Consider the following 26894-nt stretch of genomic DNA (forward strand, 5'->3'; position numbering starts at 1 on the left):
GAAGGCCCCGCCCCGCCCCGCCGGCGGAGTCCCGAGGGCGATCGCGCCGTGACGGCCGTGACCGAGTGGCTGCAACGCGAGATCGTCGACCGCGGGCGCCTGCCCCTGCTGTTCTTCCTGCTCGGCTTCCTCCTCGCGTTCCTGTTCATCCGGTTCAGCGTCCGCATGATCCGCGCCCAGGTGCGCTGGTGGCCCGGCAATGTCACCCCCGGCGGCCACCACGTGCACCACGTGGTGTTCGGCGTCGTCACCATGGTGGTCGCGGGCGGATCCCTCATCGCCGTCTACGAGGACGGCACGCAGACCACCGGGGCGGCTCTGGCCGCGCTCTTCGGCATCGGCACCGCGCTCGTGCTCGACGAGTTCGCCCTGATCTTCTACCTCAACGACGTGTACTGGGAGCAGGAGGGTCGCGTCTCGGTCGATGCGGTCTTCGTCGCGATCGCCGTCACCGGCCTGGTGCTGCTCGGCCTGCAGCCCCTCGAATTCGCCGACGTCACCAATTTCCGGGAGGACCCGTCGTGGGTGACCCGCACCCTGATCGCCGTCTCCGCCCTCGGCAATCTGGCCCTCGCGGCGGTCGTGCTGGCCAAGGGCAAGATCTGGACGGGCCTGATCGGTCTGTTCGTCTTCCCTCTGCTGCTGGTCGGGGCGGTGCGCCTGTCGCGGCCCGGCGCACCCTGGGCCCGCTGGCGCTACACCGGCAAGACCCGCAAGATGCGCCGCGCGATCGAACGCGAGCGGCGCTACCGACGCCCGGTGATCCGGGCGAAGATCTTCGTGCAGGACCTCGTCGCAGGCAAACCCACGATGGACACCGTGCAGGGAGCCGTCCAGCACTCCCGCGTCGCCGCCGAAGTCGAACTGGCCCGCACCGTGCACGCCGCACCCCCGCCGATTTCCGCCACCCCGGCACCGTCTGGCACAATTGACGGGTTGCCCGGCTCGGGCACGCATACCTGACCTGGGTACGAACCAGTCGAGTACCGCCTTCCGGTGGATGCCGCTCGGTTCCTCTGCTCATGCGAACAAGCGAGGATGACAACCGATGAACACCCTGGACTTCCTGGACGCCAAGTCCCTGCGCGACGACATTCCGGACTTCCGTGCCGGCGACACCCTGAACGTGCACGTGAAGGTCATCGAGGGCTCGAAGGAGCGCGTGCAGGTCTTCAAGGGCGTCGTGATCCGTCGCCAGAACGGTGGCATCCGCGAGACCTTCACCGTGCGCAAGGTCTCGTTCGGTGTCGGCGTCGAGCGGACCTTCCCGGTGCACAGCCCCAACCTCGCCAAGATCGAGGTCGTCACCCGCGGTGACGTGCGCCGCGCCAAGCTCTACTACCTGCGCGAGCTGCGCGGCAAGGCCGCCAAGATCAAGGAAAAGCGCTGATCGTCACGCGCTGACCGTCAGGCCCCGAGTAGCCCGGTCCGGATCCGTTCCGGGCCGGGCTACTCTGATTCGGTGGCAGATTCATCGCGAGACCCGGCCGTGCCGGAGATGCAGCAGCACAGCACCGACGACACGCCCGGACGCGATCGGAAGCAGGACAAGAAGGAGAAGTCGTTCCTGCGGGAACTGCCCGTCCTGATCCTCGTCGCGCTCGTGCTGAGCTTCCTGCTCCAGACCTTCGTCGCGCGGGTGTACCTGATTCCCTCGGAGTCGATGGAGCCCACCCTGCACGGCTGCCCCGGCTGCACCGGCGACCGGATCGTCGTCGAGAAGATCGGCTACCGCTTCGGCGATCCCCGGCCCGGCGACGTCGTGGTCTTCCGCGGCCCCGACTCCTGGTCCACCGGCTACGTCTCCACCCGCTCCGACAACGTCGTGATCCGCGGCATGCAGGAGGTCGGCTCCCTCGTCGGCCTCGTCCCACCCGACGAGAACGACCTCGTCAAGCGCGTGATCGCCGTCGGCGGGCAGACCGTCGAATGCTGCGACGACCAGGGCCGTGTCCTCGTCGACGGCCGGCCCCTCGACGAGCCGTACATCGAGATGGACTTCCCGTTCACCCCCGGCGTGGTCACCTGCGAGACCGAGGTGCGCTCGGGCCGCTGCTTCGGTCCGGTCACCGTGCCGGACGGCCACCTCTGGGTCATGGGCGACAACCGCTCCAACTCCGCGGACTCGCGCTACCACGTCGCCGACGAGAACCAGGGCACCATCCCGGTCGACAACGTCATCGGCAAGGCCCGGTTCATCGTCCTGCCGCCCTCGCGGTGGGGCACCATCGACTCCCCGGAGATCCAGCAACCGTGACCCCGTGGCCGCCGCGCGCTGTGATCCGCAGGTCCGCGGGCCTGCGCACCATGGAGTCGACGCTCGTGCGGTGCGGGCTCGGGCCGGTTGCGGGGGTCGACGAGGCGGGCCGGGGCGCCTGCGCCGGACCGCTCGTCGTCGCCGCGTGCATCCTCGATCCCCGACCGCACCCGACGCTCGCGCGTCTCGACGACTCCAAGAAGCTCACCGAGAAGACCCGGGAGGAGCTGTTCCCGATCATCCGACGCCGCGCGGTGGCGTGGAGCGTGGTGATCGTGCCGGCTGCCGAGATCGACGCCATCGGTGTGCACGTGGCCAACATCGAGGGCATGCGCCGTGCGGTGATGCGGCTGTCCGTCGCGCCCGGGTACGTTCTCACCGACGGGTTCCGGGTCCCGGGCCTGCCGGCGCCGTCGCTGCCGGTCATCGGCGGGGACGCCGCAGCGGCCTGCATCGCGGCGGCGAGCGTGCTCGCCAAGGTCACCCGGGACCGGATCATGGTCGACCTCGACGGCGAGCTGCCCGGCTACGGCTTCGCCGTCCACAAGGGTTACAGCACCGCCGCGCACATGGCGGCGCTGCGCGATCTCGGCCCCAGCCGGGAGCATCGCCTGCGATACGCCAACGTCGCCGCCCTCCTCGGCGACGACCCCGGCCACGGCCGATTCGGCTCCGACGAGGCAGATGCGGGATGATGGATCGACACACCAGAACGGGAGGACACCGAGACCGATGAGTGCCGAGGATCTCGAGAAGTACGAAACCGAGATGGAACTCTCGCTGTACCGGGAGTACCGGGACATCGTCGGTCAGTTCGCGTACGTCGTGGAGACCGAGCGACGGTTCTATCTCGCCAATGCGGTCGAGCTGCTCCCGCACAACTCCGGCGGCGAGGTGTACTTCGAAGTGCGCATGTCCGACGCGTGGGTGTGGGACATGTACCGCCCCGCCCGCTTCGTCAAGCACGTCCGGGTCATCACCTTCAAGGACGTCAACATCGAAGAGCTCGACAAGCCCGACCTGCGCCTGCCCGACAAGCTGGGATAGCCCGCTCACCCCCTTCGCGTCCCGTCGGCCGAATGTCACATTCCTTCGATTCGATCGAAGCGGTGTGACATTCGGCCACGCGCTGTTCCCCGGCCGCGCCCCGTCGGCCGCAGTTGTCCACACCCGGCAAGTTCATCCACAGATTCCGTGATCCGGGCCGGTGCGGGCCATGGACGTCCCTCGTGTGACGCACAGTGGTTGCCACACAGGGAGGGACGGGGATGGGACGCAATCAGCAGGTGGGGGCGCTGGGGGAGGACCTGGCCGCCGAGTTTCTCGAGTCGGCGGGCCTGGTGGTGCTCGCGCGCAACTGGCGCTGCCGGTACGGGGAACTCGATCTGATCGCCGAGGACGGCGACACGGTGGTGTTCGTGGAGGTCAAGACCCGCACCGGCCTCGGGTACGGCACGCCGGCCGAGGCGGTGACCGCGGTCAAGGCGGATCGGATCCGCCGGCTGGCCGCGCTGTGGCTCTCCAGCCACGAGCGACGGTGGCGGCGTATCCGGGTCGACGTGGTCACGGTGCTGCTCCCATCCCGAGGCGAACCCTTGATCACCCATCGCCGGCAGGTGCTGTGATGGCACTGGGGAAGGCCTACTCGGTGGCGGTCACCGGGGTGGACGGGCAGGTCGTGGAGATCGAGGCCGACATCGGCCGCGGACTGCCGGGGGTGAGGATGGTGGGCCTGCCCGATACCGCGCTGCAGGAGTCCCGGGACCGAGTCCGGGCGGCGGTGACGAATTCCGGCGGCAACTGGCCGGATTCACGGGTAGTGCTGGCCCTGTCGCCGGCGACGCTGCCGAAGGTGGGCAGCGTCTACGATCTCGCCCTCGCGTGCGCGGTGCTCAATGCCGCCGAATCGATTCCACCCGAGTCGGTTTCGCGGACGATTCTGCTCGGAGAGCTGGCGCTCGACGGCCGGATCCGGTCGGTGCGCGGGGTCCTTCCGGCGGTGCTCTCCGCCAAGCGTGCCGGATGGCAGCGGGTGGTGGTCCCGGCCGCCACGATGCCCGAGGCCGGGCTGGTCGACGGCATCGACATCTACGGGGCGGGCACTCTCGCCGAGGTGGTGCTGTGGCTGCGCGGCGACGGACCGCTCGAGCGACCCGGTCCCCGCCCGCCGGGGGAGCGGCCGGGACGAGCGGACATGAGCGAGGTGGTCGGTCAGCACGAGGCACGGCGGGCCATCGAGATCGCGGCCGCCGGTGCGCACCATCTGATGCTCACCGGCCCGCCCGGCATCGGGAAGACGATGCTCGCCCAGCGCCTTCCCGGCGTGTTGCCGGCGTTGACGGAGGAACAAGCCCTCGAGGTGACCGCGATCCACTCCGTCGCCGGAACGCTGTCGGCGGATCAGCCGCTCGTCACCGACCCGCCGTTCATCGCTCCCCACCACACCGCGTCGGTCAGCTCGCTCGTCGGTGGGGGCAGCGGCATGGCCAAGCCCGGTGCGGTCAGTCGTGCCCACCGGGGCGTCCTCTTCCTGGACGAGGTCGCCGAAATGGGCACCAAGGCGCTCGAGGCGTTGCGGACCCCGCTCGAGGACGGGGAGGTGCGTATCGCCCGCCGCGACGGGGTCGCGCGCTACCCGGCGCGATTCCAACTGATCCTCGCCGCGAATCCGTGCCCGTGTGCGCCGCCTCGCGACGCCGACTGCGTGTGCCCGCCCGCCGCGCGCCGACGCTATCTGGGGAGGTTGTCGGGCCCGCTGCTCGACCGGGTGGACCTGCGGGTTCGGATGGAGACGGTGGCGACCGGCGCGCTCATGGGGGAGGCCGGGGAGAGCACCGAGGATGTTCGCACCCGGGTGGCCCGGGCCCGGGATGCTGCGGCCGCCCGCTGGAGCGCGCACGGGTGGAGCACCAATGCCGAGGTGCCCGGTCCCGCGCTGCGGCAGAAATTCCGTCTGCCCCGCGCGGCGCTCGGACCTGTGGAGTGGGCGCTGCGGAAGGGAGCGATCACCGCGCGCGGCGCGGATCGCGCGTTGCGGGTCGCGTGGACGCTGGCAGATCTCGCGGGGCTCGACGCTCCGGGAGAAATGCACGTGGCGACGGCTCTGGATTTCCGGGATCGGGGGACGGCATGAGTGCACCGGATCCGCGTCGGCTGGCGTGGGCCTATCTGTCGGTCGTGGCGCAGGGGGCGTCGCGGATCCTGAACGCCGCTATCACGGAGGACGGCCCGGAGGCGGTCGCGGCGGCGGTGCGGGACGGCTCGATCGGTGGCGCGCTGGGCAGACGTACTGCCGCCCGTGCCCATCTCGACTCCGCGGCGAGGGATCTCGAGCTGGTGGAGCGGCTGGGCGGTCGTCTGGTCACGCCCGACGACGACGAGTGGCCGGCATGGCAGCTGCTGGCGTTCGACGGTCTCGACGGCGCGGACGTCGATGCCGCGCCGCCGGCGTTGTGGGTGCTGGGGCGACGGCGGGTCGACGAGCTGGTGGAGCGGTCCGTGGCCGTCGTCGGCACGCGCGCGGCCAGTGGCTACGGCGAGAACGTGACCGCGGAGATCGCCGGGGACCTGGCGACCGACGGGTGGACGGTGCTGTCGGGGGCGGCCTTCGGGATCGACGCGGCGGCGCACCGGGCGGCCCTGGGGGTCGGTGGCGTGACGATGGCGGTCCTCGCGTGCGGGGTGGACCGGGCGTACCCGGCGGCGCACACCGGGTTGTTGCGGCAGATCGCCGAGCACGGGGCGGTGGTCAGCGAGTATCCGCCCGGCACGCTCCCGGCGCGGTTCCGGTTCCTGGCCCGCAACCGTCTGGTCGCGGGGCTGGGTGGTGGGGTTCTGGTGGTGGAGGCGGGCTGGCGCAGCGGGGCGCGGAACACGGCGGCGTGGGGCAGACGGCTGGGGCGGCCGGTGCTGGCGGTTCCGGGGCCCGTGACCTCGGCGGCGTCGCAGGGTTGTCATCGGATGATCCGGGAGCAGGAGGCGCGACTGGTGGGCACCGCACGCGAGGTGGTCGAGGAGGTCGGCCCGATGGGTGTGGCCGACGACGGCGACGGGCGCTGGGTGCGGGCGCTCGACGGACTCTCGGGCGACATGGCAGTCGTCTACGAAGCTCTGCCCGCGGTGGGGGCGGTATCGGTGCAGCACCTGTCGGAAACGTCGGGGCTGCTCCCGGAGCGGGTGCGGGCCGCGTTGCCGTTGCTCGAGCTCGAAGGACACGTGCAGCGGGAGACGGCCGGGTGGGCACGCAGCAGGTGAGTGTCAGGGCTGGTCGTGCCCGCGTAGTTCCTCGGCTTTGGCCAGGATGGGCTTGTAGTACTTGTCGCCGAGCACCCGGGTCACCTGGGCGGCGAGCTCGGTCTCCCCGGTCTGGAGCAGGACGTACTCGAGCTCGGCCAGCTGTGCGCCGATCGCCTCGCGCCTGCGGTCCGTCTCCTCGAGGGCGCCGACGAGGCTGGTCAGGTACTGCGACGTGACGGTGTTCATCGTTTCTCGCATACCGCAACGATGGCGGAATTCCGGCGCGATGTCGGCGGATCGGACGATCCCGGTGGTGTCGCGTCGGCGCGGGCCGGTGGCCGCCGACGGACCGCACGCGTACGCTGCAGTAGTTAGGTAAGCCTGAGCAAATACGGAGGTGGGCGTGGCCCCGAAGACCCCGCGATCGACGACCCTGACGGTGACGGGCAGCGAACGCCTGACTCCGCACCTGGTTCGGGTCCACCTCGGCGGCCCCGGGTTCGACGAGTTCGAACCAGGTCCGCACACGGACTCGTACGTCAAACTCGAGCTGGAGGCCGGCGGCGAGACGGTCCTGCGCACGTACACGGTGCGGGCCGTGGACCGGGAGGCCCGGCAGATCGCGATCGATTTCGTCGTCCACGGCGATCAGGGTGTCGCCGGTCCCTGGGCGGCGTCCGTGCGGCCGGGGCAGACCGTCGTGGTCCGCGGGCCCGGTGGTGCCTACCGCCCGGATCCGGACGCCGACTGGCACCTCCTCGCCGGTGACGACACCGCGATACCGGCCGTCGCCGCGGCGCTCGAAGCCCTGGCCCCGGATGCGCGGGGCCGGGTGTTCCTCGAGGTGGCCGGCCCCGACGACGAGATCGCCCTCGCGACGCCCGCCGGAGTCGAGGTCACCTGGCTGCACCGCGGCTCCGCTACCGGACCGGACCTGACCGGCGCGAACGCGCCCCTGGTCTCGGCGGTGACGGGCGCGGAGTGGCTGCCGGGCGACCCGCAGGTGTTCATCCATGGGGAAGCGGAGACCGTCATGCAGTACCTGCGGCCGTACGTCCGCAAGATCCGCGGGGTTCCGGCTGCCCGTGCGTCGATCTCCGGGTACTGGCGTCGCGGCCGCACCGAGGAGGGCTTCCGGGAATGGAAGCGCGAACTCGCGACGGCCGAAGCGCGGTGAACGCGCTCACACGCGTTCGCGGGTGAGGGTGAGCAGGGCGGTCATGGACAGCGCGGCCGAGATCGCGATCGCCAGCGCCATCGGCAGTGCGGTGTCCTCCCCGCCGAGCCCGACCAGTGGTGACACCAGGGCAGCCAGGCCGAACTGCGACGCGCCCATGACCGCGGAGCCGGTGCCCGCCGTCTTCGGCACCTGCCCCTGTGCCAGCGCCGTCGCATTACCCATGACGAAGCCCAAGCTGGAGACGACGAGGAACAGCAGTGGCAGCACCAGCCAGCGGGCGGTGTCCGCGACCAGGACCGCGAGCACCAGCAGGATCCCGGCGGTCAGCATCTGGGCTACGCCGTACCGCAGCAGGTTCCGCACCTCGAAACGTCCGATGAGCCGGGTGTTGACGATGTTGCCCGCGACGAGGCCCACCGAGTTGACGGCGAAGACGAGTGAGAACTGTCCCGGCGTCATCCCCAGGACCTCCTGGACCACGAACGGTGATGCGGAGATGTACGAGAACATGGCGCCGAAGCCGAGCGCGAACGTCGCGGCGTAACCCACGAAGCGCCGATTGCCGATCACCGTGCCGAAGTTGCGGGCGAGTGTCGCCAGGCCCCCGCTGTGGCGGCGTTCGGGCGGCAGCGTCTCCGGCACGACCGTGAGCACAGCGACGACCATCACCACGGCCAGGCCCGTCAGGACCCAGAAGATGCCGCGCCAGCCGATCGGCCCCAGCAGGACGCCGCCGAGCAGGGGTGCGACGATCGGCGCCACCCCGCCGATGATCATCATGATGCTGAACAGGCGGGCGGCCTCGTTGCCGCGGGAGCGGTCCGCAATCACCGCGCGCGCCAGCACGATTCCCGTGCCGCCGCTGAAGCCCTGGATCAGGCGGGCTGCGATGAGCACCTCCACCGTCGGCGCCGTCGCGCACAGGGCGCTGCTCAGGGCGAGGACGACGGTGCCCGCCAGCAGCAGGCGACGCCGGCCCCACCCGTCGGAGAGCGGTCCCACCACGAGCTGCCCGACGCCGAGGCCGGCCATGAAGGTGGTGAGCGTGAGCTGGATGCCGACCGTGCTGGTGCCGAGACTTTCGGACATGATCGGGAGTCCGGGCAGATACATGTCGGTGGCCAGCGGCGCGGTAGCGGAGAGCAGTGCCAGACCGAACAGCATCGGCAACGGAATCGTTTTACTCACGAACTAACCCTAGTGGGCGCCTGATCGGCGTGTGCGGTTGCGTGGGCGGTGCCCACAGCGCACGGTGACGGCCATGGACACCGCGCTGCCGCCGCCTCTCGCCGTGCATCTCGAGGAGTTCGCCGAGCATCTCGACCTGCGGGGAGGACGGTCCGCCCACACGATCCGCGCGTACACGACCGACATCCGAAGTCTGCTGGCCCACCTGGAGGCCGGCCACCCGGATGCGCGGATCGACGACCTCACCCTCGAGGTGCTGCGCTCCTGGCTGGCCGACCAGGTGGCGGGCGGCGCTGCCCGCACGACCTTGGCGCGGCGCACCTCCTCCGCCCGCACCTTCTGCGCGTGGCTGGCCCGCACCGGCCGGCTCGACCACGATCCCGCGGCTCGGTTGGTGTCGGCCCGCACCCACCGCACCCTTCCGCCGGTGTTGCGTGCCGATCAGGCATCCGAGGTGATGGCGGCTGCGGAGGCCGGTGCGCGCGAGCTGGACCCGGTGGCGCTGCGCGATCGGCTCGTGCTGGAACTGCTGTACGCGACGGGGATCCGGGTCGGGGAGCTGTGCGGGCTCGACGTCGACGACGTCGATGCCGACCGTCGGTCGCTGCGCGTGCTCGGTAAGGGCAACCGGGAACGGACCGTGCCGTACGGCGCGCCCGCGGCCGCCGCGCTCGACGCGTGGCGGCACAGCGGGCGGCCCGCCCTCGCGCGCCCGGATTCCGGGCCTGCGCTTCTGCTCGGTGTACGCGGCGGCCGGCTGGGCCCGCGCCAGGTCCGGTCCGTGGTGCACGAGAACGTAGCCGCAGTCCCCGGCGCACCCGATCTCGCGCCGCACGGGCTGCGGCACAGCGCCGCGACCCATCTGCTCGAGGGCGGTGCCGACCTGCGGGTGGTACAGGAGTTGCTGGGTCACGCGAGCCTTGCGACGACCCAGCTCTACACCCATGTGTCGGTAGCGCGGTTGCGGGCGGCGCACGAACAGGCGCATCCGCGGGCGTGACCCGGGCGACGAAGACCCCGAGGTTTGGTACCGTCGCCGCCGCATCTGCTGCGCAATCCGGGGGGAATTCGTGGGGTACGAGGAGTCGACGCACGCTCTGCCTGCCTGGCTTCGGGACGAACCGGAGCCGGCGGGCCGCCGCGGAAGGCGACGGGGCGGCGACCGTGCGGTCGTGCCGCTCGAGCAGCCGGAGCCGTCTCCGCAGCCTGTGCAACGACCATCCGGGACCACATCCCCGCCCGTGGATGCGGGCCGACCGGCGGGTCCACCGGCCCCGGTGCCGTCTGTCCCGTTCGGCATGCCGTCTTCGGACCGTCCCGCGTCTGTGCCCGAAGCGCGGATCGTCGAGCCGACGGTTCCCGCCCCGCCCGATGCCGAACCTGACACCGCCGAACCTGACACCGCCGAACCCGACACCCCCGAACTCGGCACCCCCGAACTCGGCACCCCCGAGCCCGGCACCCCCGAATCGGCGGAGCCGGAACCGGTGATCACCGCACAACCTGCCGACGCCGTCGCCGGACCCACCACTGCCGGGGAGGAGACCGCGGCGCAGAACGGCCCCGGAGAGCATCCCCGCACCGAGCCCGCGCCGCCTCCACCGACGCCCGGCTCGGAAGCCACCGGGTCGCCCCTGTGGGAGGCGGACGACCCCGAAGGCCGGCCGTCGTCGATCCGTTCCGGGCCTTCCACCCCAGGGCACTGCCGGGAAGCCGGCACGGTGGAGTCCGGCGCCCCGGAACCGCGGCCGTCCGATCAGGACCTGACCTCTGGCGCGCTGGTCCGGCGGCCCCGGCGCTCTCCCGCGGCCGGTTGGCGGCGCAGCGTGCACCGGCTCACCGGCGGAATCCTCGCGCCCGGCGAATCGACTGACGAGACGTATCGGCGTGAGCTCGAGGACCGGGTTCGGCAGCCGATCAGCGGCGACTACCGGATCGCGGTGCTGTCCCTCAAGGGCGGTGTCGGGAAGACGACGACCACCGTCGGACTCGGCTCCACGTTCGCCTCGCTGCGGGGGGACTGTGTGATCGCGGTCGACGCGAATCCCGACTTCGGGACGCTCGCGCAGCGAGTGCCCCAGCAGACCGGGTCCACGGTGCGCGACCTGCTCGCCGCGGCCCCGCGGATCTCCCGCTACGCCGACGTCCGCGCCCACACGTCGCAGGCACCGAGCCGTCTCGAAGTGCTTGCGAGCGAACGCGACCCGGCGGTGTCGGAGGCGTTCAGCGAGGACGACTACCGCCGCGTCGTGGACATCCTGCGGGTGTACTACAACGTCGTCCTCACCGACTGCGGCACGGGCATCATGCATTCGGCGATGCGGGGGGTGCTCGATCTCGCCCACGCACTCGTGCTGGTCGCGTCCCCGGCGATCGACGGGGCGCGGAGCGCGGCCGCGACACTCGACTGGTTGCAGCACCACGGTTTCGGGGCACTCGTCGAGCGCACCGTCGTGGTGATCAGCGCTGCCCGGCCCGGGGCCACCAACATCGACATGCAGGCACTGACGGGACACTTCCTCGCGCGGTGCCGGGCCGTGCAGGTGGTGCCGTTCGACGAACACCTTGCCGAGGGGGCCGAGATCGACCTCGCTCTGCTCCGGCCTGCCACTCGTCGCGCCTTCCTCGAACTCGCCGCCATGGTTGCCGACGACTTCGCGGCAGTGTCGGGACGCCACGCCGCGGACCGCCGCCCGTAGCCGAGCCGCGGCCGCGGCTGAGCGGTTCCGCCGCCGCGCCCGGACACGGGCTCGAGACGGATCACCGACCGCACGAGCGGCAACGGGTCGAGGTAGTCGTCGCGGCCTCGGCGCAGACCCCAGTGCAGGCAGGCCGCCGTGGGGCAGCCCTCGTGGCCCGGCTCGAGGGAGCCGAGCGGATCCCCCCGTTCCACGCGCCGGCCCGCGGCGACCGTCGCGGTCACCGGCTCGTAGGTGGTGCGCAGCCCACCGGCGTGCTCCACCGAGACGACAGGTTTGCCGGCGACGGTCCCCGCGAACACCACCACGCCGGCGCCGGCGGCGAACACCGGCTGCCCGGGCCGGCCGGCGAGGTCGGCGCCTCGGTGCCCGGGCAGCCAGTCGTGCTCGGGACCGTCGAACGGGCGGGCCACGACCGGCCGTGGCTGCAGCGGCCAGCCGAACTCGCGGGAGGACGCCGCGGCGGGAACCGACCCCGCGAGCGCGGCGAGCGCGATCAGGACGGCGATCCCGGTGATCTTCATCCGCCCAGCGTGCCGGGCGGTGCCGGCGACGGACAGAGCCTTTCCGGCATTGTGGACAACCCTCCGATTCGTCCACAGATCGGCCGAACCGGCCCGCTGATCAGGCAGTTGTGGTTCCCGGCGGGCAAGGCCGTACACTGTTCGAGCGGTCTGTGTTCGCAGATCGACTTCGCGCGTCCGCGCGCTGATCGCCGCCCGGTGTTCCGGGCGCCATCGGAAATTGGCCGTCGGCCGGTCCCGCAAGGGTCCGACGGGCATGCGGACGCCAGGGCGGGGATCACCCGATCTCCCGCGGCAACCGAATCGAAAGAGAGAACAGCCATGGCTGTCGTAACAATGAAGCAGCTGCTCGACAGCGGCGCCCACTTCGGTCACCAGACCCGTCGCTGGAACCCGAAGATGAAGCGGTTCATCTTCACCGACCGCAACGGCATCTACATCATCGACCTGCAGCAGACCCTGACGTACATCGACAAGGCGTACGAGTTCATCAAGGAGACGGTCGCCCACGGTGGCACCGTGCTGTTCGTCGGCACCAAGAAGCAGGCGCAGGAGTCCATCGCGGAAGAGGCCACCCGGGTCGGGATGCCCTACGTGAACCAGCGCTGGCTCGGCGGCATGCTCACCAACTTCTCCACCGTCCACAAGCGTCTGCAGCGCCTGAAGGAGCTGGAGTCGATGGAGCAGACCGGTGGCTTCGAGGGTCGCACCAAGAAGGAAATCCTCATGCTCACGCGTGAGAAGACCAAGCTCGAGCGCACGCTCGGTGGCATCCGCGACATGGCCAAGGTGCCGTCGGCGATCTGGGTCGTCGACACCAACAAGGAGCACATCGCCGTCGGCGAGGCCCGCAAGCTGAACATCCCGGTCGTCGCGATCCTCGACACCAACTGCGATCCCGACGTCGTCGACTACCCGATCCCGGGCAACGACGATGCGATCCGTTCGGCTGCGCTGCTGACCAAGGTCGTCGCCTCCGCCGTCGCCGAGGGGGTGCAGGCCCGTGCCGGCCAGAGCGCCGACAAGGACGCCAAGCCGGAGGCCGGCGCCGGCGAGCCGCTCGCCGAGTGGGAGCAGGAGCTGCTCGCGCAGGCCACCCCGGCCGCCGAAGCCGAGGCCCCCGCCGCCGACGCGGCGCCCTCCGCCGAAGCCTGATCCGATGCGCGGCCCCGACCGGTAGATCCTGAGATCATGGTCGGGGCCGTCGCACGCGACCGCGCCGCATCAGTGCACCCGCACGCGACCGAGCCGCATCAGAGGAAACTTCCGCGCGAGCACCCATCGCGCACAACAGACACAGGAGGCTCGCTTCCCATGGCGAACTACACCGCCGCCGACGTCAAGCGTCTGCGTGAGCTCACCGGCTCCGGAATGCTGGCGTGCAAGAACGCCCTCGCCGACAACGACGGCGACTTCGACAAGGCCGTCGAGCAGCTGCGCATCAAGGGCGCCAAGGACGTGGGCAAGCGCGCCGAGCGCTCCACCGCCGAGGGCCTGGTCGCCGCGAAGAACGGCGTGCTCATCGAGCTCAACTCCGAGACCGACTTCGTCGCCAAGAACGACGAGTTCCAGGCGCTCGCCGAGAAGATCGTCACCGCTGCGGCCGACGCCAAGCCGGCCGACCTCGAGGCCCTCAAGGCCGTCGAGATCGACGGCAAGACCGTCGACACCCTCGTGCAGGAGCTCTCCGCCAAGATCGGTGAGAAGCTCGAGCTGCGCCGTCTCGCCGTGTTCGAGGGCCCCGTCGCGGTGTACCTGCACAAGCGTGCGTCCGACCTGCCGCCGGCCGTCGGCGTGCTCGTCGAGTACTCCGGTGAGGGCGACGCCGCCGCTGAGGCCGCCCGCGCCGCCGCGATGCAGGTCGCCGCGCTGAAGGCGAAGTACCTCTCCCGCGACGAGGTTCCGGCCGACACGGTCGAGAACGAGCGCCGCATCGCGGAGGAGACCGCCAAGAACGAGGGCAAGCCGGAGGCCGCCCTGCCGAAGATCGTCGAGGGCCGGCTCAACGGCTTCTTCAAGGACGTCGTGCTGCTCGAGCAGGCCTCGGTGACGGACTCCAAGAAGACCGTCAAGGCGCTCCTCGAGGAGGCCGGCGCCTCCGTGTCGCGCTTCGTGCGTTTCGAGGTCGGCGCCAGCTAGACCTCTCGTTTCCTCGACCCCGTCGGCGCTCGCCGGCGGGGTCGAGGCGCGTCGGCGACCCGATATCGGGCCGATCGGACACTCGCGCCCCCGTCTCGGTTCCACGGGGTCGGATGAGGCAGGATGAAAGGGCCGAACCACCGCTCGACCCGAGGAGAACCATGTCCGAACACGCCCAGGAACGTCCCGGTTTCCGTCGGGTGCTGCTCAAGCTCGGTGGGGAGATGTTCGGCGGGGGCAAGGTCGGTCTCGACCCGGACGTGGTGACGACCGTGGCGGAGGAGATCGCCGAGGTCGTCCGCTCCGGGGTGGAGGTGGCCGTGGTCATCGGCGGCGGCAACTTCTTCCGCGGCGCCGAACTGCAGCAGCGCGGCCTCGACCGTGCTCGCTCCGACTACATGGGCATGCTCGGCACGGTGATGAACTCCCTTGCGCTGCAGGACTTCCTGGAGAAGCAGGGTGTGGACACCCGGGTACAGACCGCCATCACGATGGGGCAGGTCGCCGAGCCGTACCTGCCGCTGCGGGCCCGCCGGCACCTCGAGAAGGGCCGCGTGGTGATCTTCGGTGCCGGCATGGGCATGCCCTACTTCTCCACCGACACCACCGCCGCGCAGCGCGCCCTCGAGATCGGCGCGGAAGTGGTCCTGATGGCCAAGGCCGTCGACGGGGTCTACTCGGCCGACCCGCGGATCGACGCCGACGCGACCCTGTTCACCGAGATCACCCACCGCGAGGTCATCGAGAAGGGGCTCAAGGTCGCGGACGCGACCGCCTTCAGCCTCTGCATGGACAACGACATGCCGATCATGGTCTTCAACCTGCTCACCGAGGGGAATATCGCTCGGGCCGTCGCCGGTGAGAAGATCGGAACACTCGTACGGTCATGAACGGACAACGGAACATGGAGGAACAGCCGTGATCGATGAAGCTCTCTTCGAAGCCGAGGAGAAGATGGAAAAGGCCGTCACGGTGGCCAAGGACGATCTCGGATCCATCCGCACCGGCCGCGCGAACCCCGGCATGTTCTCCAGGATCGTCGTCGACTACTACGGGGCGCCCACCCCGGTCACGCAGATGGCCAGCATCAACGTCCCCGAGGCGCGGATGGTGGTCGTCAAGCCCTACGAGGCCTCGCAGCTCGGTCCGATCGAGACCGCGATCCGCAACTCCGACCTGGGCGTCAATCCGACCAACGACGGGTCCCTGATCCGGATCTCCATCCCGCAGCTGACCGAGGAACGCCGCCGCGAACTGGTCAAGCAGGCCAAGGCGAAGGGCGAGGACGCCAAGGTGTCCGTGCGCAACGTGCGGCGCAAGGCGATGGAGGAACTGCACCGCATCCAGAAGGACGGCGAGGCCGGCGAGGACGACGTCACCCGCGCGGAGAAGGAGCTCGACAAGACCACGGCGAAGTACGTGGCGCACATCGACGAGCTGGTCAAGCACAAGGAAGCCGAGCTGCTGGAGGTTTAACCGTGGGTACCGCCGCCGGGTCGTCCGATCCGCAGCTCCCCCTGGGCGTCACCGACGCCGACTCGGCAGCCGAAGCCGCGAAGGCGGACACCGAGGTCCCGCCGGGCCGGCCCGATCCGATCCCTGCCGCAGAGCCGGAGAAGAAGGCGTCCCGGGCCGGCCGGAACCTGCCCGCCGCCGTGGGCGTGGGCGCCGGCCTCGGCGGCCTCGTCATCGGCGTGCTCGCGTTCGCCCCCAAGGCTTGGCTCCTCGTCGTCGCGGTGGCCATCGCGATCGCCACCTGGGAGGTCACCAAGCGCCTGCGTGAGGCGGACGTCCTGGTTCCCCGTATCCCGCTCCTGGTCGGGGGGCAGGCGATGATCTGGCTCGGCTGGCCCTACGGCACCACCGGTGTGCTCGGCGCCTTCGCCGGCACCACCGTCGTGTCGATGCTGTGGCGGTTGTTCGACCGCGGACTGCGGGGCCGGCCCCGCAACTACCTGCGTGACACCGCGGTCACCGTCTTCACCGCGGCCTGGGTACCGTTCCTCGCGTCGTTCGCGACGCTGATGGTCCTCGAGGACGACGGCGCCGCCCGGGTGTTCTGCCTGATGATCGTGTGCGTCGCATCCGACGTCGGCGGATACGCGTCCGGCGTGTTGTTCGGCAAGCACCCGATGGCGCCCGCGATCAGCCCGAAGAAGTCCTGGGAAGGTTTCGGCGGGTCGGTTCTCGCCTGCATCGTCGCCGGCGTGCTCACGGTGATCCTGCTGCTCGACGCCGCCTGGTGGATCGGTGCGCTCCTCGGTGTCGTGCTCGCCGCCACGGCCACGGCGAGCGACCTCATCGAGTCGCAGGTCAAGCGGGATCTCGGCATCAAGGACATGGGCACTCTGCTGCCCGGCCACGGCGGGATCATGGATCGGCTGGACTCCATCCTGCCGTCCGCGTTCGTCGCCTGGCTCGTCCTCGGGGCCTTCGTCTAGGCCGGTGGCGAGCAGGCAGCGGTCCGATCCGCACGGGGTGGTGCCCAGCCCCAACATCTGGCACTGGCCGGAGGTCTACGAGGAGGAGAACCGGGCCCAGGACGTCCACGGCGTGGTGTACACGGCGTTGCGCGAGTCATGCGACTGGGCCGGTCGCGACGTCGTCGACGTGGGCTGCGGCACCGGTTTCCACCTGCCGATGTTCGCGGCCGCCGCGCGCACCGTGACCGGTGTCGAACCGCACCCGCCGCTGGCGGAACTGGCCCGCCGACGGACGCTGGACCAGCCGGGCGTGCGGGTGCAGACCGGTTCGGCCGAGCAACTGCCGCTCGCGGACAGCAGCGTGGACCTCGTGCACGCCCGCACCGCGTACTTCTTCGGCCCCGGATGCGGGGCGGGTATCGCCGAGGCGATGCGCGTGCTGCGGCCCGGCGGCGCCCTCGCGATCGTCGATCTCGATGCGACCGCCCATCCGTACGGCGAATGGATGCGCGCGGACCTGCCGCACTACGACCCATCCGCAGTCGAGGCATTCTTCGACGCCCAAGGCTTCGACCTGCGCCGGCTCGACACCGAGTGGCGTTTCCCGGACCGCGCCACGCTCGAGCGCGTACTCGGCATCGAGTTCGGCCCACGTGTCGCCGAACGCGCGGCGCGCGGCACGGCAGGCACCACCCTCACGGTGCGCTACCGGCTGCACGTGCGCCGCAAGCCCCGGGGCCTGGAGATCTCCTGACCGTGCCGCGAACCTGCCGGTGGCCGCGGACCTAACGGTGGTGGGTGCCCCGGATGCGGAACACCCGGGCCAGTTCGCTGATCCGCTTGGCCTTGGCCAGGCGGGGCAGGTCACTGCCGTCGCGCACACCGCGGCCGTCCTCGCCGAGCGTGTCGATCACGTCGCGGGCCCAGCCGACCTCGTCGGAACTGGGGCTCAGGGCCGCGTTGGCGAACGGTGCCCGGGCCGGGGTCATGCACAGCTTCCCGGTCATTCCCATCGAGGCGGTCAGCTTCGCCTCCCGCTCGAGAACCTCGGGGTCGTCGGTCAGCGACGGTCCGTCGACGGGACCGGGCAGGCGGGCCGCCCGGCTCGAGACGACCAGGCGGGAACGCGGGTAGGCCATCGCGAGCGGTGAGTCGTCCATGCCGGTGTCGCGGCGGAAGTCGCCGCTGCCGAACGCCAACCGGAACGTTGCGTCGGCGCGGGCGATCTCGGGCGTGGCCTCGAGGCCCACCGCCGACTCGATGAGTACGAGGATGCGGGTTCCGGGCGGCAACTCAGCGGCGGTGGCGTCGACCTGCTGGCCGCTTTCGGTCTTGGCGAGCATCACGCCCTGCAGGCCGGGAACACCGGCGAGCGCGGTGAGATCGTCGGCCCAGTGCACGGTGGTGGCGTCGTTGATCCGCACCCAGGCCCGGCCGCCGCCGCGCAGCCATTCGACGACATGATCCCGCGCGGCGGCTTTGCCGGCCGCCGGCACGGCGTCCTCGAGGTCGAGGATGACGGCATCGGCTGCGGACGCGGCAGCCGCGGCGAAGCGCTCCGGGGCGCTGCCCGGAACGAGCAGCCAGGATCGGGCGAGCTCGGGTGCGACGGTGGCGGAGGCGGGGGCATCCAGGTGGGCGGTCACGTCAGGCTCCTCGGGTGAAGGTCTTGTCTCCAGGGTGCCCTCTTGTCGCCGCCCCGGCGAGATTGGGTGCGTTGTGTTCGTCACCCGCCGCTGGGCGGCGTGGTCCTACCGCCGCTTCGCGGCGCGCTTGATCTGCAGGATCCGCACGCCGCCCGCCAGGGCCATGACGAGGGCTCCCGCGATGGCGGACAGCAGCAGGCTCACCCCGAGCGGCAGGGTGAACTCCCACGCGAACAGTTCCATGGTGACCGGATCGAGGTTCTGCAGGATGAACACGAGCAGCAGAATCAGGACCAGAACACCGATGACCAGGCCGGTCCACGTCGACGCCGCGCGGCTGCGGTCGAGGGGAACCTCCGGAGCGGGACGGAGGTCGGAATCGGGCGTGGCCTTCGTCGAGCCCTGCCGGTCGAGCCGATCCCCGGCGGGCAGGTCGGGTACCGGGTCGGGCAGATTCGCGGGGCGTTCGGTCATGGATCGATCATCTCGCTCCGGCCGCCGCTGCACACCGAATTCGGCGAGGAAGACCGGCTCCGCCGCCGTGATGGATAATGGGTCATTATGCCCTCCTCTCTTCCCCTGGTTTTCGACGCGCCCAAACGCGGAATGCCGCCGCGTCACCTCGCCGACCTCGATGCCGAGCAGCGCCGGGCGGCCGTGCGTGAACTGGGTCTGCCGGCCTTCCGGGCCGATCAGCTGGCCCGGCACTACTACGGGCGGCTCGAGGCCGATCCGGAGAAGATGACGGATCTGCCGGCGAAGGTGCGCGAACAGGTGGGGGCAGCGTTCTTCCCTGCCTTGCTGACACCGGTCAAGCACGTGGCGTGCGACGGCGGCGAGACCCGCAAGACGCTGTGGCGCGCCGGGGACGGCACCCTCCTCGAGAGTGTGCTCATGCGTTATCCCGACCGCGCCACGCTGTGCATCTCGAGCCAGGCCGGCTGCGGGATGGCCTGCCCGTTCTGCGCGACCGGCCAGGGCGGCCTGGACCGGAACCTGTCCACCGCCGAGATCGTCGATCAGGTGCGCGCCGCGGCAGCGGCCCTGCGCGACGGTGACGTCGCCGGGGGACCGGGCCGGCTGTCCAACGTGGTGTTCATGGGCATGGGGGAGCCGCTGGCGAACTACAAGCGGGTGGTGGCCGCCGTGCGGCGCATCACCGCCCCGCCGCCGGAAGGTCTGGGACTGTCGCAGCGGTCGGTCACCGTCTCCACCGTCGGTCTGGCGCCGGCGATCCGCCGCCTCGCCGACGAGGGACTGCACGTGACCCTCGCCGTGTCGCTGCACACGCCGGACGACGAACTGCGCGACACGCTGGTGCCGGTCAACAACCGCTGGCCGGTCGCCGAGGTGCTCGACGCCGCGCGCTACTACGCCGACCGGACCGGTCGCCGGGTCTCCGTCGAGTACGCCCTGATCCGCGACGTCAACGACCAGCCGTGGCGGGCGGACATGCTGGGCAGGAAGCTGCACAAGGCCCTCGGCCCGCTCGTGCACGTGAATCTGATCCCGCTCAACCCGACGCCGGGCAGCGAATGGGACGCCAGCCCGAAGCCGGTCGAGCGCGAGTTCGTCCGTCGCGTCCAGGCTCAGGGGGTCTCGTGCACCGTCCGGGACACGCGGGGCCAGGAGATCGCCGCAGCCTGCGGCCAGCTCGCCGCCGAGAACTGAACCCGGCCTCGCGGCAAACGAAGGGTCCGCCCGGGACGAACCGGGCGGACCCTTCGGCGTTGCTGCGGGGAGGTACGGCTACCTGCGACGCCGGCGCCGGACGATGTCGCGCACCAGGATGGCGACGAGCGCCGCGGCGAAGCCGATGAGGAACCAGTTCTCGACGTTGCCGTTGTGGTTACCGATGATCATCGCGAGCAGGAACAGGGCGACGAGCCAGCCCATGAAACGGAACAGGCGGGGAGCCTCGCCACTCCAGCCCCACTCCGCCGACGGCACCTCGGCCGTGTCGACGCCAGTGGTCTTCAACTCGGTACCGGCCACCGCTTGTCCTCCTGGTCGCAAAGATCTTCGCTGTTGGGCCAATCGTGACATACGACCGGCCGTCGTACGAAGTGGGGGCGCGCTCCCGCGCGCCGGACGGGTGATTCAGCCTCCCCTCAGGAGGGTCGGGAACAATATCGGCGTGGTCGACTCCCAACCCAGCCCCCGCACCCGTGTCCTGCTGCTCGGCAGCACCGGCTCCATCGGCACCCAGGCACTCGAGGTGATCGCCGCCAACCCCGACCGGTTCGAGGTGGTCGGTCTCGCCGCCGGTGGTGGCAGCATCGATCTGCTCGCCGAGCAGATCCGCGTCACCGGCGTCACCGAGGTGGCCGTCGCGAACGCCCGGGCCGCCGCGCGGCTCGACATCCCGGGCCTGCAGGTCCGCAGCGGGCCGGAGGCGGTGACGGGGCTGGTGCGCGACGTCGAGGCCGACGTGGTGCTCAACGCCCTCGTCGGATCCCTCGGCCTGGAGCCGACGCTGGCCGCCCTGGCGACGGGCGCACGCCTGGCGCTGGCCAACAAGGAGTCGCTCGTCGCGGGCGGCGCACTGGTCACCGCCGCCGCGGCCCCGGGGCAGATCGTGCCGGTGGACTCGGAGCACTCGGCGCTGGCCCAGTGCCTGCGCGGCGGCAGCCCCGACGAAGTGGCCCGGCTCGTGCTCACCGCCTCCGGCGGTCCGTTCCGCGGCTGGACGGCCGAACGGCTCGAGTCGGTCACCCCCGAGCAGGCCGGCGCCCATCCGACCTGGTCGATGGGCCCGATGAACACCCTGAACTCGGCGACCCTGGTGAACAAGGGACTGGAGCTGATCGAGACGCACCTGCTGTTCGGCATCGGTTACGACCGGATCGACGTCACCGTGCACCCGCAGTCGATCGTGCACTCGATGGTCACCTTCACCGACGGTTCCACCCTCGCCCAGGCGTCGCCGCCGTCGATGAAGCTGCCCATCGCGCTCGCGTTGGGCTGGCCGCACCGGATCGCGGACGCGGCGCCGGCCCTCGACTTCGCGACCGCCTCGACCTGGGAGTTCGAGCCGGTGGCGCACGACGTGTTCCCGGCGATCGAGCTGGCACGGGCCGCGGGGGAGGGCGGTGGCTGCCTGACCGCGGTATACAACGCCGCCAACGAGGTGGCCGCGGAGGCGTTCCTCGCCGGTGCCCTGCCGTTCCCCGGGATCGTGCGCACGGTGGCGGCGGTGCTGTCCGACGCCGACGACTGGTCCGCCGCACCCGCTACCGTGGAAGATGTGCTCGCCGCCGACGGCTGGGCTCGGGACCGAGCCCACGCGCTCGTGAAGTAGGAGGACCGGCCACCGATGATGTTCGTTCTGGGCGTCGTGCTGTTCGCCCTCGGCATCGCCGTATCCATCGCCCTGCACGAGGCCGGACACATGTGGACCGCGCAGCGTCTGGGGATGAAGGTGCGGCGCTACTACATCGGGTTCGGGCCGCGGCTGTTCTCGTTCCGGCGCGGTGAGACCGAGTACGGCCTCAAGGCGATCCCGGCGGGCGGGTTCTGCGACATCGCGGGCATGACTGCGCTCGACGAGCTGGCTCCGGACGAGCACGAGCGCGCCATGTTCAAGCAGAAGGCGTGGAAGCGCGTCGTGGTGATGTCCGGCGGCATCGCGATGAACTTCGTCCTCGGCATGGTGCTGATCTTCGGGCTCGCCGTGGCGTGGGGTCTGCCCCGGCTGGGGGAGACCCCGGCGGAGATCGGCGAGCTCTCGTGCGTCGCACCGACCCAGGCCGGTGAGTCCGGGGGCTACGAGCTCGCGCCGTGCAGCGGGCCGGGTCCGGCCGCCGCTGCCGGCCTCGAAGTCGGGGACGTCGTCGTCTCCGTCGGCGGCACCGAGGTCGCGACGTTCGCGGACCTGGTCGACGTCACCCGCGCCGCGACCGGCACGGTGGATTTCGTCGTCGAGCGCGACGGCCGCACGTTGACGATCCCGGTGCCGGTCCAGTCCGCCCAGCGGTGGGTGCAGGACCCCGAGACGGGCGCGATCACTTCGGAGACCGTCAGCGCCATCGGCGTGGCCGCGCCGCCGTCCGTCACCGAGTACAACGCGGTCACGGCGGTGGGTGGCACGCTGCAGTTCACCGGCGACATGTTCGTCCTCACCGCGCAGGCCCTCGCCGACCTGCCCAGCAAGGTGGGGGCGCTGTGGGAGTCGGTGACGGGCGGCGAACGCGACCCCGACACCCCGATCAGCGTGGTCGGCGCCTCCGTCATCGGTGGGCAGGTCGCCGAGCGTGGCATCTGGCAGATGTTCGTCCTGCTGCTCGCGCAGCTGAACTTCTTCCTGGGCATGTTCAACCTGCTCCCGCTGCTGCCGCTCGACGGCGGCCACATCGCCGTCGTCGCGTACGAGAAGGTCCGCAACTGGATCCGCGGGCTGCGCGGGCTCCCGGTCGGCGGCCCGGTCGACTACACGAAGCTGCTACCCGTCACCTACGTGTTCGTCCTCATCGGCGGCGCGTTCATGCTGTTGACACTCACCGCGGACATCGTCAACCCCATCCAGCTGTTCTGACCCGCATCGCTAGAATTGCCGCGTAGCTACGAAAGAAGGCGAAACGTGACCAGCCCCGTCGGTTTGGGCATGCCCGAAGTCCCCGCCGTCCTCGCGCCCCGGCGCAAGACCCGTCAACTCATGGTCGGCGACGTCGGCGTGGGCAGCGACCACCCGGTGTCGGTGCAATCGATGTGCACCACCAAGACACACGACGTCAACGCGACGCTGCAGCAGATCGCCGAGCTCACCGCGTCCGGCTGCGACATCGTCCGGGTCGCGTGCCCGCGCCAGGAGGACGCCGACGCGCTCGCCACGATCGCGAAGAAGAGCCAGATCCCGGTCATCGCGGACATCCACTTCCAGCCGCGCTACATCTTCGCCGCCATCGACGCCGGCTGCGCCGCGGTGCGCGTCAACCCCGGCAACATCAAGGAGTTCGACGGCCGCGTCAAGGAGGTCGCCAAGGCCGCCGGTGACGCGGGCATCCCGATCCGTATCGGGGTCAACGCCGGCTCGCTGGATCCGCGCATCCTGAGCAAGTACGGCAAGGCCACGCCCGAGGCGCTCGTCGAATCCGCGTTGTGGGAGGCGAGCCTGTTCGAGGAGCACGGCTTCGGCGACCTCAAGATCTCGGTCAAGCACAACGACCCCGTCGTGATGGTCGAGGCCTACCGTCAGCTCGCCGCGCAGTGCGACTACCCGCTGCATCTGGGGGTGACCGAGGCCGGGCCCGCGTTCCAGGGCACGATCAAGTCGGCCGTCGCGTTCGGTGCGCTGCTCAGCGAGGGCATCGGCGACACCATCCGGGTGTCGCTGTCGGCGCCGCCCGCCGAGGAGATCAAGGTCGGCACCCAGATCCTGCAGTCGCTGAACCTGCGCCCGCGCAAGCTCGAGATCGTCTCCTGCCCGTCGTGCGGCCGCGCCCAGGTCGACGTCTACACCCTCGCCGACGAGGTCACCGCCGGCCTGCAGGGCATGGAGGTGCCGCTGCGGGTCGCGGTCATGGGATGCGTCGTCAACGGCCCCGGGGAGGCACGCGAGGCCGACCTCGGCGTCGCGTCCGGCAACGGCAAGGGCCAGATCTTCGTCAAGGGCAAGGTCGTCAAGACCGTGCCCGAGGCCCAGATCGTCGAGACGCTGATCGAGGAGGCCATGCGCATCGCCGAGGAGATGGAAGGCGACGCCGGCACCGGAAACCCGGTGGTCTCGGTCGGCTGAACCGGTTCGGCGGGCACAGGACTCCCGCGCGGCCCCGGCTTCTGGCAGTCTGATTGCGTATCCGCAGTCGACAGGTGGTGGGACGTGCTCAAGCTTCTGGGAGTCCGGTCTCTCGGTGGCCGTGACACCGCACACGTGTTGCGGGTGCTGGCCCGCGATCCGGTGGCGGCGTGCATGGTGGCCGGCCGGATCGAGGAGTACGGTCTCGATTCCCGCGCAGTCGGCGGCGACATGTGGAGCCGGGGCGGACCCGACGAGTCGCTGTGCTTCTCGGGGGCGAACCTCGTCCCGCTGCTCGGTGATCGCGACGATCTGCACGCCTTCGCGGACCGCGCCGCCCGTGGCCCCCGCCTGTGCTCGTCGCTCGTCGGCCGCGCCGAACTCGCATTGCCGATGTGGGAGGTCCTGCAGCCGGAATGGGGTCCCGCGCGTGAGGTGCGGGCCGAACAACCGCTGCTGGTACTCGACCGGGAACCCCTCGTCGTCCCCGACCCGCTGGTGCGGCGCGTGCGACCGGACGAGATCGACGCCTACATGCCGGCCGCGATCGCTATGTTCCGCGAGGAGGTCGGGGTGGACCCGTGCGCGGGCGACGGCGGATCGGGATACCGACGCCGGGTCCAGAGCCTGATCGCCACCGGACGCGCATGGGCCCGCTTCGAGCACGGCCGCGTGGTGTTCAAGGCCGAGATCGGCTCCCAGTCCTCGTCGGTGGGGCAGATCCAGGGTGTGTGGGTGGACCCCGGCAGGCGCGACGCCGGCCTCGGCTCGACCGGCACCGCGGCCGTCGCCGCCGCCGTCACCGCCGGTGGCCGGCTGCCGAGCCTGTACGTCAACAGCTTCAATCACCGCGCCCGCGCGGCGTATGCCCGTATCGGCTTCCGGCAGGTCGCGACCTTCTGCACGGTTCTGCTGGACTGAGGGGCCGCTTCGACCGGGTCCGTGTCGCCTCCCCGATCCCGGGTGCCACCGGTCCTACGATGACGGCGATGAGAACTCGATCCACCCGCGCCCCGGTCCCGCCTGTCCGGTTCGTCGCGGCACCGCGCCGGCTCGTGCCGATCCTGGCAGCCGCCGTCGCGCTGGCCGGCGGCGTCGTGGCATGCACTCCGAAACCCGCCGGACCGGAGCCTGCCGCCCAGGAGTTCCTCACCGACTTCGCCGACCGGGACTTCGCCGCGGCCGCTGCCCTGACCGATCGTCCCGAGTCGGCCGAGGAGGCGCTCGCGGCGACGTGGTCGGGGCTGCAGGCGGAAGGGCTCGAGGTGGACACCGACGGGGTGCGGATCGAGGGGGACACCGCGACCGTCACCTACGTCTACGAGTGGGACCTGCCCGGCGAGCGTGTGTGGCGGTACTCCGGGCAGATGAACATGGGCCGCAGCGGCGAGGACTGGGTGGTGCGCTGGACGCGATCGAACCTGCATCCCCAGCTCGGGGACCGGCAGCGGATGCAGCTGCGGACCAATCCCGCCCCGCGTGCCCGCGTCAACGAGCATTCCGGCTCGGACGTGCTCGTCCCGGGCATCGTCTACGGAATCGGTTTCGATGCTGCGCAGGCCGGCGACGTCCGGGCGGCGGCGCGGGCGCTGTCGGCGGCGCTGACCGAGTTCGACCCGTCGCTGACCGCGCAGTCGATCGCCGAGACCGCGACGGCCGCCGACGGCGCCTACTCGGTCGTGCGGCTGCGCGAGGAGGACTACGAACGCGTCGCCGACACCCTCGCGTCGGTGCCCGGCGTCACGATCACCGAGCAGGCCGATCTCGTCGCCACCGACCGCACCTTCGCCCCCGACCTCGTCGGCCAGGTCAAGAAGACCGTCATCGACGAGGTGGACGGCAAGGCCGGGTGGAGCGTCGTCGCGGTCAACCAGAACGGTGTCGACACCGGGGTGCTCACCGAGACCCCACCCGAACCCGCGCCGTCCTTCTCGGTCAGCCTGGACCGTCCCATCCAGGTGGCAGCGCAGGCCGCCGTGGACGCGCGCACCGACCAGGCGATGATGGTGGTGATCGAGGCATCGACCGGCGCGGTCCTCGCCGTCGCGCAGAACAAGGCCGCCGACCGGGACGGCCCCGTCGCTCTGGCCGGGCAGTATCCCCCGGGCTCGACCTTCAAGATCATCACCTCCGGCGCCGCGATCTCCGGAGGTGTCGCCACCCCCGGCACGATGGTGCCCTGCCCGGGCCGGATCACGATCGGCGAACGCAGCGTCCCGAACTATAACGAGTTCTCCGTCGGCACCGTGCCGATGGCGACGGCGTTCGCGCGCTCGTGCAACACCTCGTTCGCCAAGATCGCCTCCGAGCTGGCGCCCGACGCCCTCACCGTGGCGGCGTCCCAGTTCGGCATCGGTCCTGACTACGACATCGTGGGCATGCCCACGTTCTCCGGGTCGGTGCCGCCCGCCGAGGACATGGTCCAGCGCGCCGAGGACGGCTTCGGTCAGGGGCGTGTCGTCGTCAGCCCGTTCGGGATGGCGCTCGCCGCGGCGACCGTCGCGCACGGGAGCACCCCGGTGCCGTACCTGCTGCAGGGACGCGAGACCGTCGTGACCGGGGACCGGCCGCCGGTGACCCCGGAGATGGTCGACGGCCTGCGCGGCATGATGCGCCTGGTGATCACCAGCGGCACCGCCGAACGCATCCGCGACCAGGGCGAGGTGTACGGCAAGACCGGGGAGGCCGAGGTCGAGGGCGGTTCGCATGCCTGGTTCGTCGGCTACCGCGGGGACCTGGCGTTCGCGACGCTCGTCGTGCGCGGCGGCAGTTCCGACAACGCCGTCGCTGTCACGCGCGACATGTTCGCGGCGCTGCCGGAGGGCTACTGACCGGCCGGGCGCGGCGCGGGAGAGCCCTCCGGTCGCC

Annotated in this window: 28 protein-coding genes and 1 pseudogene; 23 read left to right on the plus strand and 6 right to left on the minus strand. The window is 70.9% G+C overall.

Going from position 1 to position 26894, the window contains the following annotated elements; genetic code table 11:
• Nucleotides 1–57 precede the first annotated feature (57 nt).
• The 8 genes from ACM26Y_RS10410 (at nucleotide 58) to dprA (ending at nucleotide 6511) form a co-directional block, all read left to right on the plus strand.
• The gene (locus ACM26Y_RS10410; RefSeq protein ID WP_289382075.1) at nucleotides 58–963 is read left to right on the plus strand and encodes a hypothetical protein; all 906 of its coding nucleotides are present in this window, start codon (nucleotides 58–60) and stop codon (nucleotides 961–963) included.
• Between the two features lie 85 nt (nucleotides 964–1048).
• Nucleotides 1049–1390: a 50S ribosomal protein L19 gene (gene rplS / locus ACM26Y_RS10415; RefSeq protein WP_003939017.1), complete on the plus strand. Its 342-nt coding sequence runs from the start codon at nucleotides 1049–1051 to the stop codon at nucleotides 1388–1390.
• A gap of 108 nt (nucleotides 1391–1498) precedes the next feature.
• Nucleotides 1499–2257 carry a signal peptidase I gene (gene lepB / locus ACM26Y_RS10420; RefSeq protein ID WP_052034044.1) on the plus strand — a complete coding sequence of 253 codons (759 nt, stop codon included), beginning with the start codon at nucleotides 1499–1501 and terminating at the stop codon, nucleotides 2255–2257.
• A complete protein-coding gene (locus tag ACM26Y_RS10425; protein ID WP_003939015.1) occupies nucleotides 2254–2952 on the plus strand; it encodes a ribonuclease HII in 699 nt (232 codons plus the stop codon). Before lepB ends, ACM26Y_RS10425 begins: the two co-directional genes overlap by 4 nt.
• A gap of 37 nt (nucleotides 2953–2989) precedes the next feature.
• Entirely contained in the window at nucleotides 2990–3304 is a 315-nt protein-coding gene (locus ACM26Y_RS10430) for a DUF2469 domain-containing protein (RefSeq protein WP_003939014.1), read from the plus strand.
• 221 nt (nucleotides 3305–3525) lie between these two features.
• Nucleotides 3526–3882 (plus strand): YraN family protein, encoded by a 357-nt coding sequence (locus ACM26Y_RS10435; protein ID WP_371383096.1) that lies wholly within the window; start codon nucleotides 3526–3528, stop codon nucleotides 3880–3882.
• Nucleotides 3882–5390 carry a YifB family Mg chelatase-like AAA ATPase gene (locus ACM26Y_RS10440; protein WP_416063388.1) on the plus strand — a complete coding sequence of 503 codons (1509 nt, stop codon included), beginning with the start codon at nucleotides 3882–3884 and terminating at the stop codon, nucleotides 5388–5390. The genes ACM26Y_RS10435 and ACM26Y_RS10440 overlap by 1 nt, the downstream gene beginning before the upstream one ends.
• Nucleotides 5387–6511: a DNA-processing protein DprA gene (gene dprA / locus ACM26Y_RS10445; protein ID WP_416063389.1), complete on the plus strand. Its 1125-nt coding sequence runs from the start codon at nucleotides 5387–5389 to the stop codon at nucleotides 6509–6511. Before ACM26Y_RS10440 ends, dprA begins: the two co-directional genes overlap by 4 nt.
• Before the next feature lie 3 nt (nucleotides 6512–6514).
• On the opposite strand, the gene ACM26Y_RS10450 is transcribed toward dprA, so the two are convergent.
• Nucleotides 6515–6751 carry a hypothetical protein gene (locus ACM26Y_RS10450; RefSeq protein WP_235157695.1) on the minus strand — a complete coding sequence of 79 codons (237 nt, stop codon included), beginning with the start codon at nucleotides 6749–6751 and terminating at the stop codon, nucleotides 6515–6517.
• A 145-nt stretch (nucleotides 6752–6896) separates the two neighbouring features.
• Here ACM26Y_RS10450 and ACM26Y_RS10455 point away from each other — a divergent pair, with 145 nt between their 5' ends.
• The gene (locus ACM26Y_RS10455) at nucleotides 6897–7670 is read left to right on the plus strand and encodes a siderophore-interacting protein (RefSeq protein ID WP_289379240.1); all 774 of its coding nucleotides are present in this window, start codon (nucleotides 6897–6899) and stop codon (nucleotides 7668–7670) included.
• Nucleotides 7671–7676: 6 nt separating this feature from the next.
• Here ACM26Y_RS10455 and ACM26Y_RS10460 read toward each other — a convergent pair whose 3' ends face one another.
• The gene (locus ACM26Y_RS10460; RefSeq protein WP_416063653.1) at nucleotides 7677–8837 is read right to left on the minus strand and encodes a multidrug effflux MFS transporter; all 1161 of its coding nucleotides are present in this window, start codon (nucleotides 8835–8837) and stop codon (nucleotides 7677–7679) included.
• A 97-nt stretch (nucleotides 8838–8934) separates the two neighbouring features.
• Here ACM26Y_RS10460 and ACM26Y_RS10465 point away from each other — a divergent pair, with 97 nt between their 5' ends.
• Nucleotides 8935–9861 carry a tyrosine recombinase XerC gene (locus ACM26Y_RS10465; protein WP_416063390.1) on the plus strand — a complete coding sequence of 309 codons (927 nt, stop codon included), beginning with the start codon at nucleotides 8935–8937 and terminating at the stop codon, nucleotides 9859–9861.
• 721 nt (nucleotides 9862–10582) lie between these two features.
• Nucleotides 10583–11560 (plus strand): MinD/ParA family ATP-binding protein, encoded by a 978-nt coding sequence (locus ACM26Y_RS10470; protein WP_416063654.1) that lies wholly within the window; start codon nucleotides 10583–10585, stop codon nucleotides 11558–11560.
• A gap of 38 nt (nucleotides 11561–11598) precedes the next feature.
• Here ACM26Y_RS10470 and ACM26Y_RS10475 read toward each other — a convergent pair.
• Nucleotides 11599–12084 (minus strand): annotated as a pseudogene (locus ACM26Y_RS10475) (M23 family metallopeptidase); the annotation flags it as partial.
• 321 nt (nucleotides 12085–12405) lie between these two features.
• On the opposite strand from ACM26Y_RS10475, the gene rpsB reads away from it, so the two are divergent.
• The 6 genes from rpsB (at nucleotide 12406) to ACM26Y_RS10505 (ending at nucleotide 17400) form a co-directional block, all read left to right on the plus strand.
• A complete protein-coding gene (gene rpsB / locus ACM26Y_RS10480) occupies nucleotides 12406–13239 on the plus strand; it encodes a 30S ribosomal protein S2 (RefSeq protein WP_003939003.1) in 834 nt (277 codons plus the stop codon).
• Nucleotides 13240–13398: 159 nt separating this feature from the next.
• Nucleotides 13399–14223: a translation elongation factor Ts gene (gene tsf, locus ACM26Y_RS10485; RefSeq protein ID WP_416063391.1), complete on the plus strand. Its 825-nt coding sequence runs from the start codon at nucleotides 13399–13401 to the stop codon at nucleotides 14221–14223.
• A 161-nt stretch (nucleotides 14224–14384) separates the two neighbouring features.
• Entirely contained in the window at nucleotides 14385–15113 is a 729-nt protein-coding gene (gene pyrH / locus ACM26Y_RS10490; RefSeq protein WP_003939001.1) for a UMP kinase, read from the plus strand.
• Nucleotides 15114–15141: 28 nt separating this feature from the next.
• The gene (frr, locus tag ACM26Y_RS10495; RefSeq protein WP_003939000.1) at nucleotides 15142–15699 is read left to right on the plus strand and encodes a ribosome recycling factor; all 558 of its coding nucleotides are present in this window, start codon (nucleotides 15142–15144) and stop codon (nucleotides 15697–15699) included.
• 2 nt (nucleotides 15700–15701) lie between these two features.
• Nucleotides 15702–16664, plus strand: coding sequence for a phosphatidate cytidylyltransferase (locus tag ACM26Y_RS10500; RefSeq protein ID WP_416063392.1), 963 nt, complete (start codon nucleotides 15702–15704; stop codon nucleotides 16662–16664).
• Between the two features lie 37 nt (nucleotides 16665–16701).
• A complete protein-coding gene (locus ACM26Y_RS10505) occupies nucleotides 16702–17400 on the plus strand; it encodes a class I SAM-dependent methyltransferase (protein ID WP_416063655.1) in 699 nt (232 codons plus the stop codon).
• A gap of 31 nt (nucleotides 17401–17431) precedes the next feature.
• Here ACM26Y_RS10505 and ACM26Y_RS10510 read toward each other — a convergent pair whose 3' ends face one another.
• On the minus strand, nucleotides 17432–18292 hold the full coding sequence (locus ACM26Y_RS10510) for an HpcH/HpaI aldolase/citrate lyase family protein (protein ID WP_416063393.1): 861 nt from the start codon (nucleotides 18290–18292) through the stop codon (nucleotides 17432–17434).
• Between the two features lie 105 nt (nucleotides 18293–18397).
• Nucleotides 18398–18766: a lipopolysaccharide assembly LapA domain-containing protein gene (locus ACM26Y_RS10515; protein WP_003938996.1), complete on the minus strand. Its 369-nt coding sequence runs from the start codon at nucleotides 18764–18766 to the stop codon at nucleotides 18398–18400.
• Nucleotides 18767–18853: 87 nt separating this feature from the next.
• On the opposite strand from ACM26Y_RS10515, the gene rlmN reads away from it, so the two are divergent.
• A complete protein-coding gene (rlmN, locus tag ACM26Y_RS10520; protein ID WP_003938995.1) occupies nucleotides 18854–19963 on the plus strand; it encodes a 23S rRNA (adenine(2503)-C(2))-methyltransferase RlmN in 1110 nt (369 codons plus the stop codon).
• A gap of 78 nt (nucleotides 19964–20041) precedes the next feature.
• On the opposite strand, the gene ACM26Y_RS10525 is transcribed toward rlmN, so the two are convergent.
• Nucleotides 20042–20287, minus strand: coding sequence for a DUF2631 domain-containing protein (locus ACM26Y_RS10525; RefSeq protein WP_003938994.1), 246 nt, complete (start codon nucleotides 20285–20287; stop codon nucleotides 20042–20044).
• A 142-nt stretch (nucleotides 20288–20429) separates the two neighbouring features.
• On the opposite strand from ACM26Y_RS10525, the gene dxr reads away from it, so the two are divergent.
• The 5 genes from dxr to ACM26Y_RS10550 all read left to right on the plus strand — a co-directional run bounded on the left by dxr (nucleotide 20430) and on the right by ACM26Y_RS10550 (nucleotide 26857).
• On the plus strand, nucleotides 20430–21593 hold the full coding sequence (dxr, locus tag ACM26Y_RS10530) for a 1-deoxy-D-xylulose-5-phosphate reductoisomerase (protein ID WP_289379232.1): 1164 nt from the start codon (nucleotides 20430–20432) through the stop codon (nucleotides 21591–21593).
• A 15-nt stretch (nucleotides 21594–21608) separates the two neighbouring features.
• The gene (locus ACM26Y_RS10535; protein WP_289379231.1) at nucleotides 21609–22826 is read left to right on the plus strand and encodes a M50 family metallopeptidase; all 1218 of its coding nucleotides are present in this window, start codon (nucleotides 21609–21611) and stop codon (nucleotides 22824–22826) included.
• A gap of 45 nt (nucleotides 22827–22871) precedes the next feature.
• Nucleotides 22872–24026, plus strand: a complete 1155-nt coding sequence (gene ispG, locus ACM26Y_RS10540; RefSeq protein ID WP_054374016.1) for a flavodoxin-dependent (E)-4-hydroxy-3-methylbut-2-enyl-diphosphate synthase — start codon at nucleotides 22872–22874, stop codon at nucleotides 24024–24026.
• An 84-nt stretch (nucleotides 24027–24110) separates the two neighbouring features.
• Nucleotides 24111–24947 (plus strand): GNAT family N-acetyltransferase, encoded by an 837-nt coding sequence (locus ACM26Y_RS10545; RefSeq protein ID WP_003938990.1) that lies wholly within the window; start codon nucleotides 24111–24113, stop codon nucleotides 24945–24947.
• 68 nt (nucleotides 24948–25015) lie between these two features.
• The gene (locus ACM26Y_RS10550; RefSeq protein WP_416063394.1) at nucleotides 25016–26857 is read left to right on the plus strand and encodes a penicillin-binding transpeptidase domain-containing protein; all 1842 of its coding nucleotides are present in this window, start codon (nucleotides 25016–25018) and stop codon (nucleotides 26855–26857) included.
• The last annotated feature ends 37 nt before the right edge of the window (nucleotides 26858–26894 follow it).

It is taken from the genome of Rhodococcus indonesiensis (assembly GCF_047782815.1).
Classification (GTDB): Bacteria; Actinomycetota; Actinomycetes; order Mycobacteriales; family Mycobacteriaceae; genus Rhodococcus; species Rhodococcus indonesiensis.

Excerpts from the sequence above, each read along its gene's own strand:
- ACM26Y_RS10465 (WP_416063390.1), top strand. The coding sequence starts at position 8,935 with ATGGACACCGCGCTGCCGCCGCCTCTCGCCGTGCATCTCGAGGAGTTC.
- ACM26Y_RS10460 (WP_416063653.1), bottom strand. The coding sequence starts at position 8,837 with ATGCTGTTCGGTCTGGCACTGCTCTCCGCTACCGCGCCGCTGGCCACC.
- dprA (WP_416063389.1), top strand. The coding sequence starts at position 5,387 with ATGAGTGCACCGGATCCGCGTCGGCTGGCGTGGGCCTATCTGTCGGTC.
- ACM26Y_RS10550 (WP_416063394.1), top strand. The coding sequence starts at position 25,016 with ATGAGAACTCGATCCACCCGCGCCCCGGTCCCGCCTGTCCGGTTCGTC.
- tsf (WP_416063391.1), top strand. The coding sequence starts at position 13,399 with ATGGCGAACTACACCGCCGCCGACGTCAAGCGTCTGCGTGAGCTCACC.
- ACM26Y_RS10435 (WP_371383096.1), top strand. The coding sequence starts at position 3,526 with ATGGGACGCAATCAGCAGGTGGGGGCGCTGGGGGAGGACCTGGCCGCC.
- ACM26Y_RS10450 (WP_235157695.1), bottom strand. The coding sequence starts at position 6,751 with ATGCGAGAAACGATGAACACCGTCACGTCGCAGTACCTGACCAGCCTC.
- pyrH (WP_003939001.1), top strand. The coding sequence starts at position 14,385 with ATGTCCGAACACGCCCAGGAACGTCCCGGTTTCCGTCGGGTGCTGCTC.
- ACM26Y_RS10430 (WP_003939014.1), top strand. The coding sequence starts at position 2,990 with ATGAGTGCCGAGGATCTCGAGAAGTACGAAACCGAGATGGAACTCTCG.
- ACM26Y_RS10535 (WP_289379231.1), top strand. The coding sequence starts at position 21,609 with ATGATGTTCGTTCTGGGCGTCGTGCTGTTCGCCCTCGGCATCGCCGTA.
- lepB (WP_052034044.1), top strand. The coding sequence starts at position 1,499 with ATGCAGCAGCACAGCACCGACGACACGCCCGGACGCGATCGGAAGCAG.
- ACM26Y_RS10440 (WP_416063388.1), top strand. The coding sequence starts at position 3,882 with ATGGCACTGGGGAAGGCCTACTCGGTGGCGGTCACCGGGGTGGACGGG.
- ACM26Y_RS10515 (WP_003938996.1), bottom strand. The coding sequence starts at position 18,766 with ATGACCGAACGCCCCGCGAATCTGCCCGACCCGGTACCCGACCTGCCC.
- rplS (WP_003939017.1), top strand. The coding sequence starts at position 1,049 with ATGAACACCCTGGACTTCCTGGACGCCAAGTCCCTGCGCGACGACATT.
- rlmN (WP_003938995.1), top strand. The coding sequence starts at position 18,854 with ATGCCCTCCTCTCTTCCCCTGGTTTTCGACGCGCCCAAACGCGGAATG.
- rpsB (WP_003939003.1), top strand. The coding sequence starts at position 12,406 with ATGGCTGTCGTAACAATGAAGCAGCTGCTCGACAGCGGCGCCCACTTC.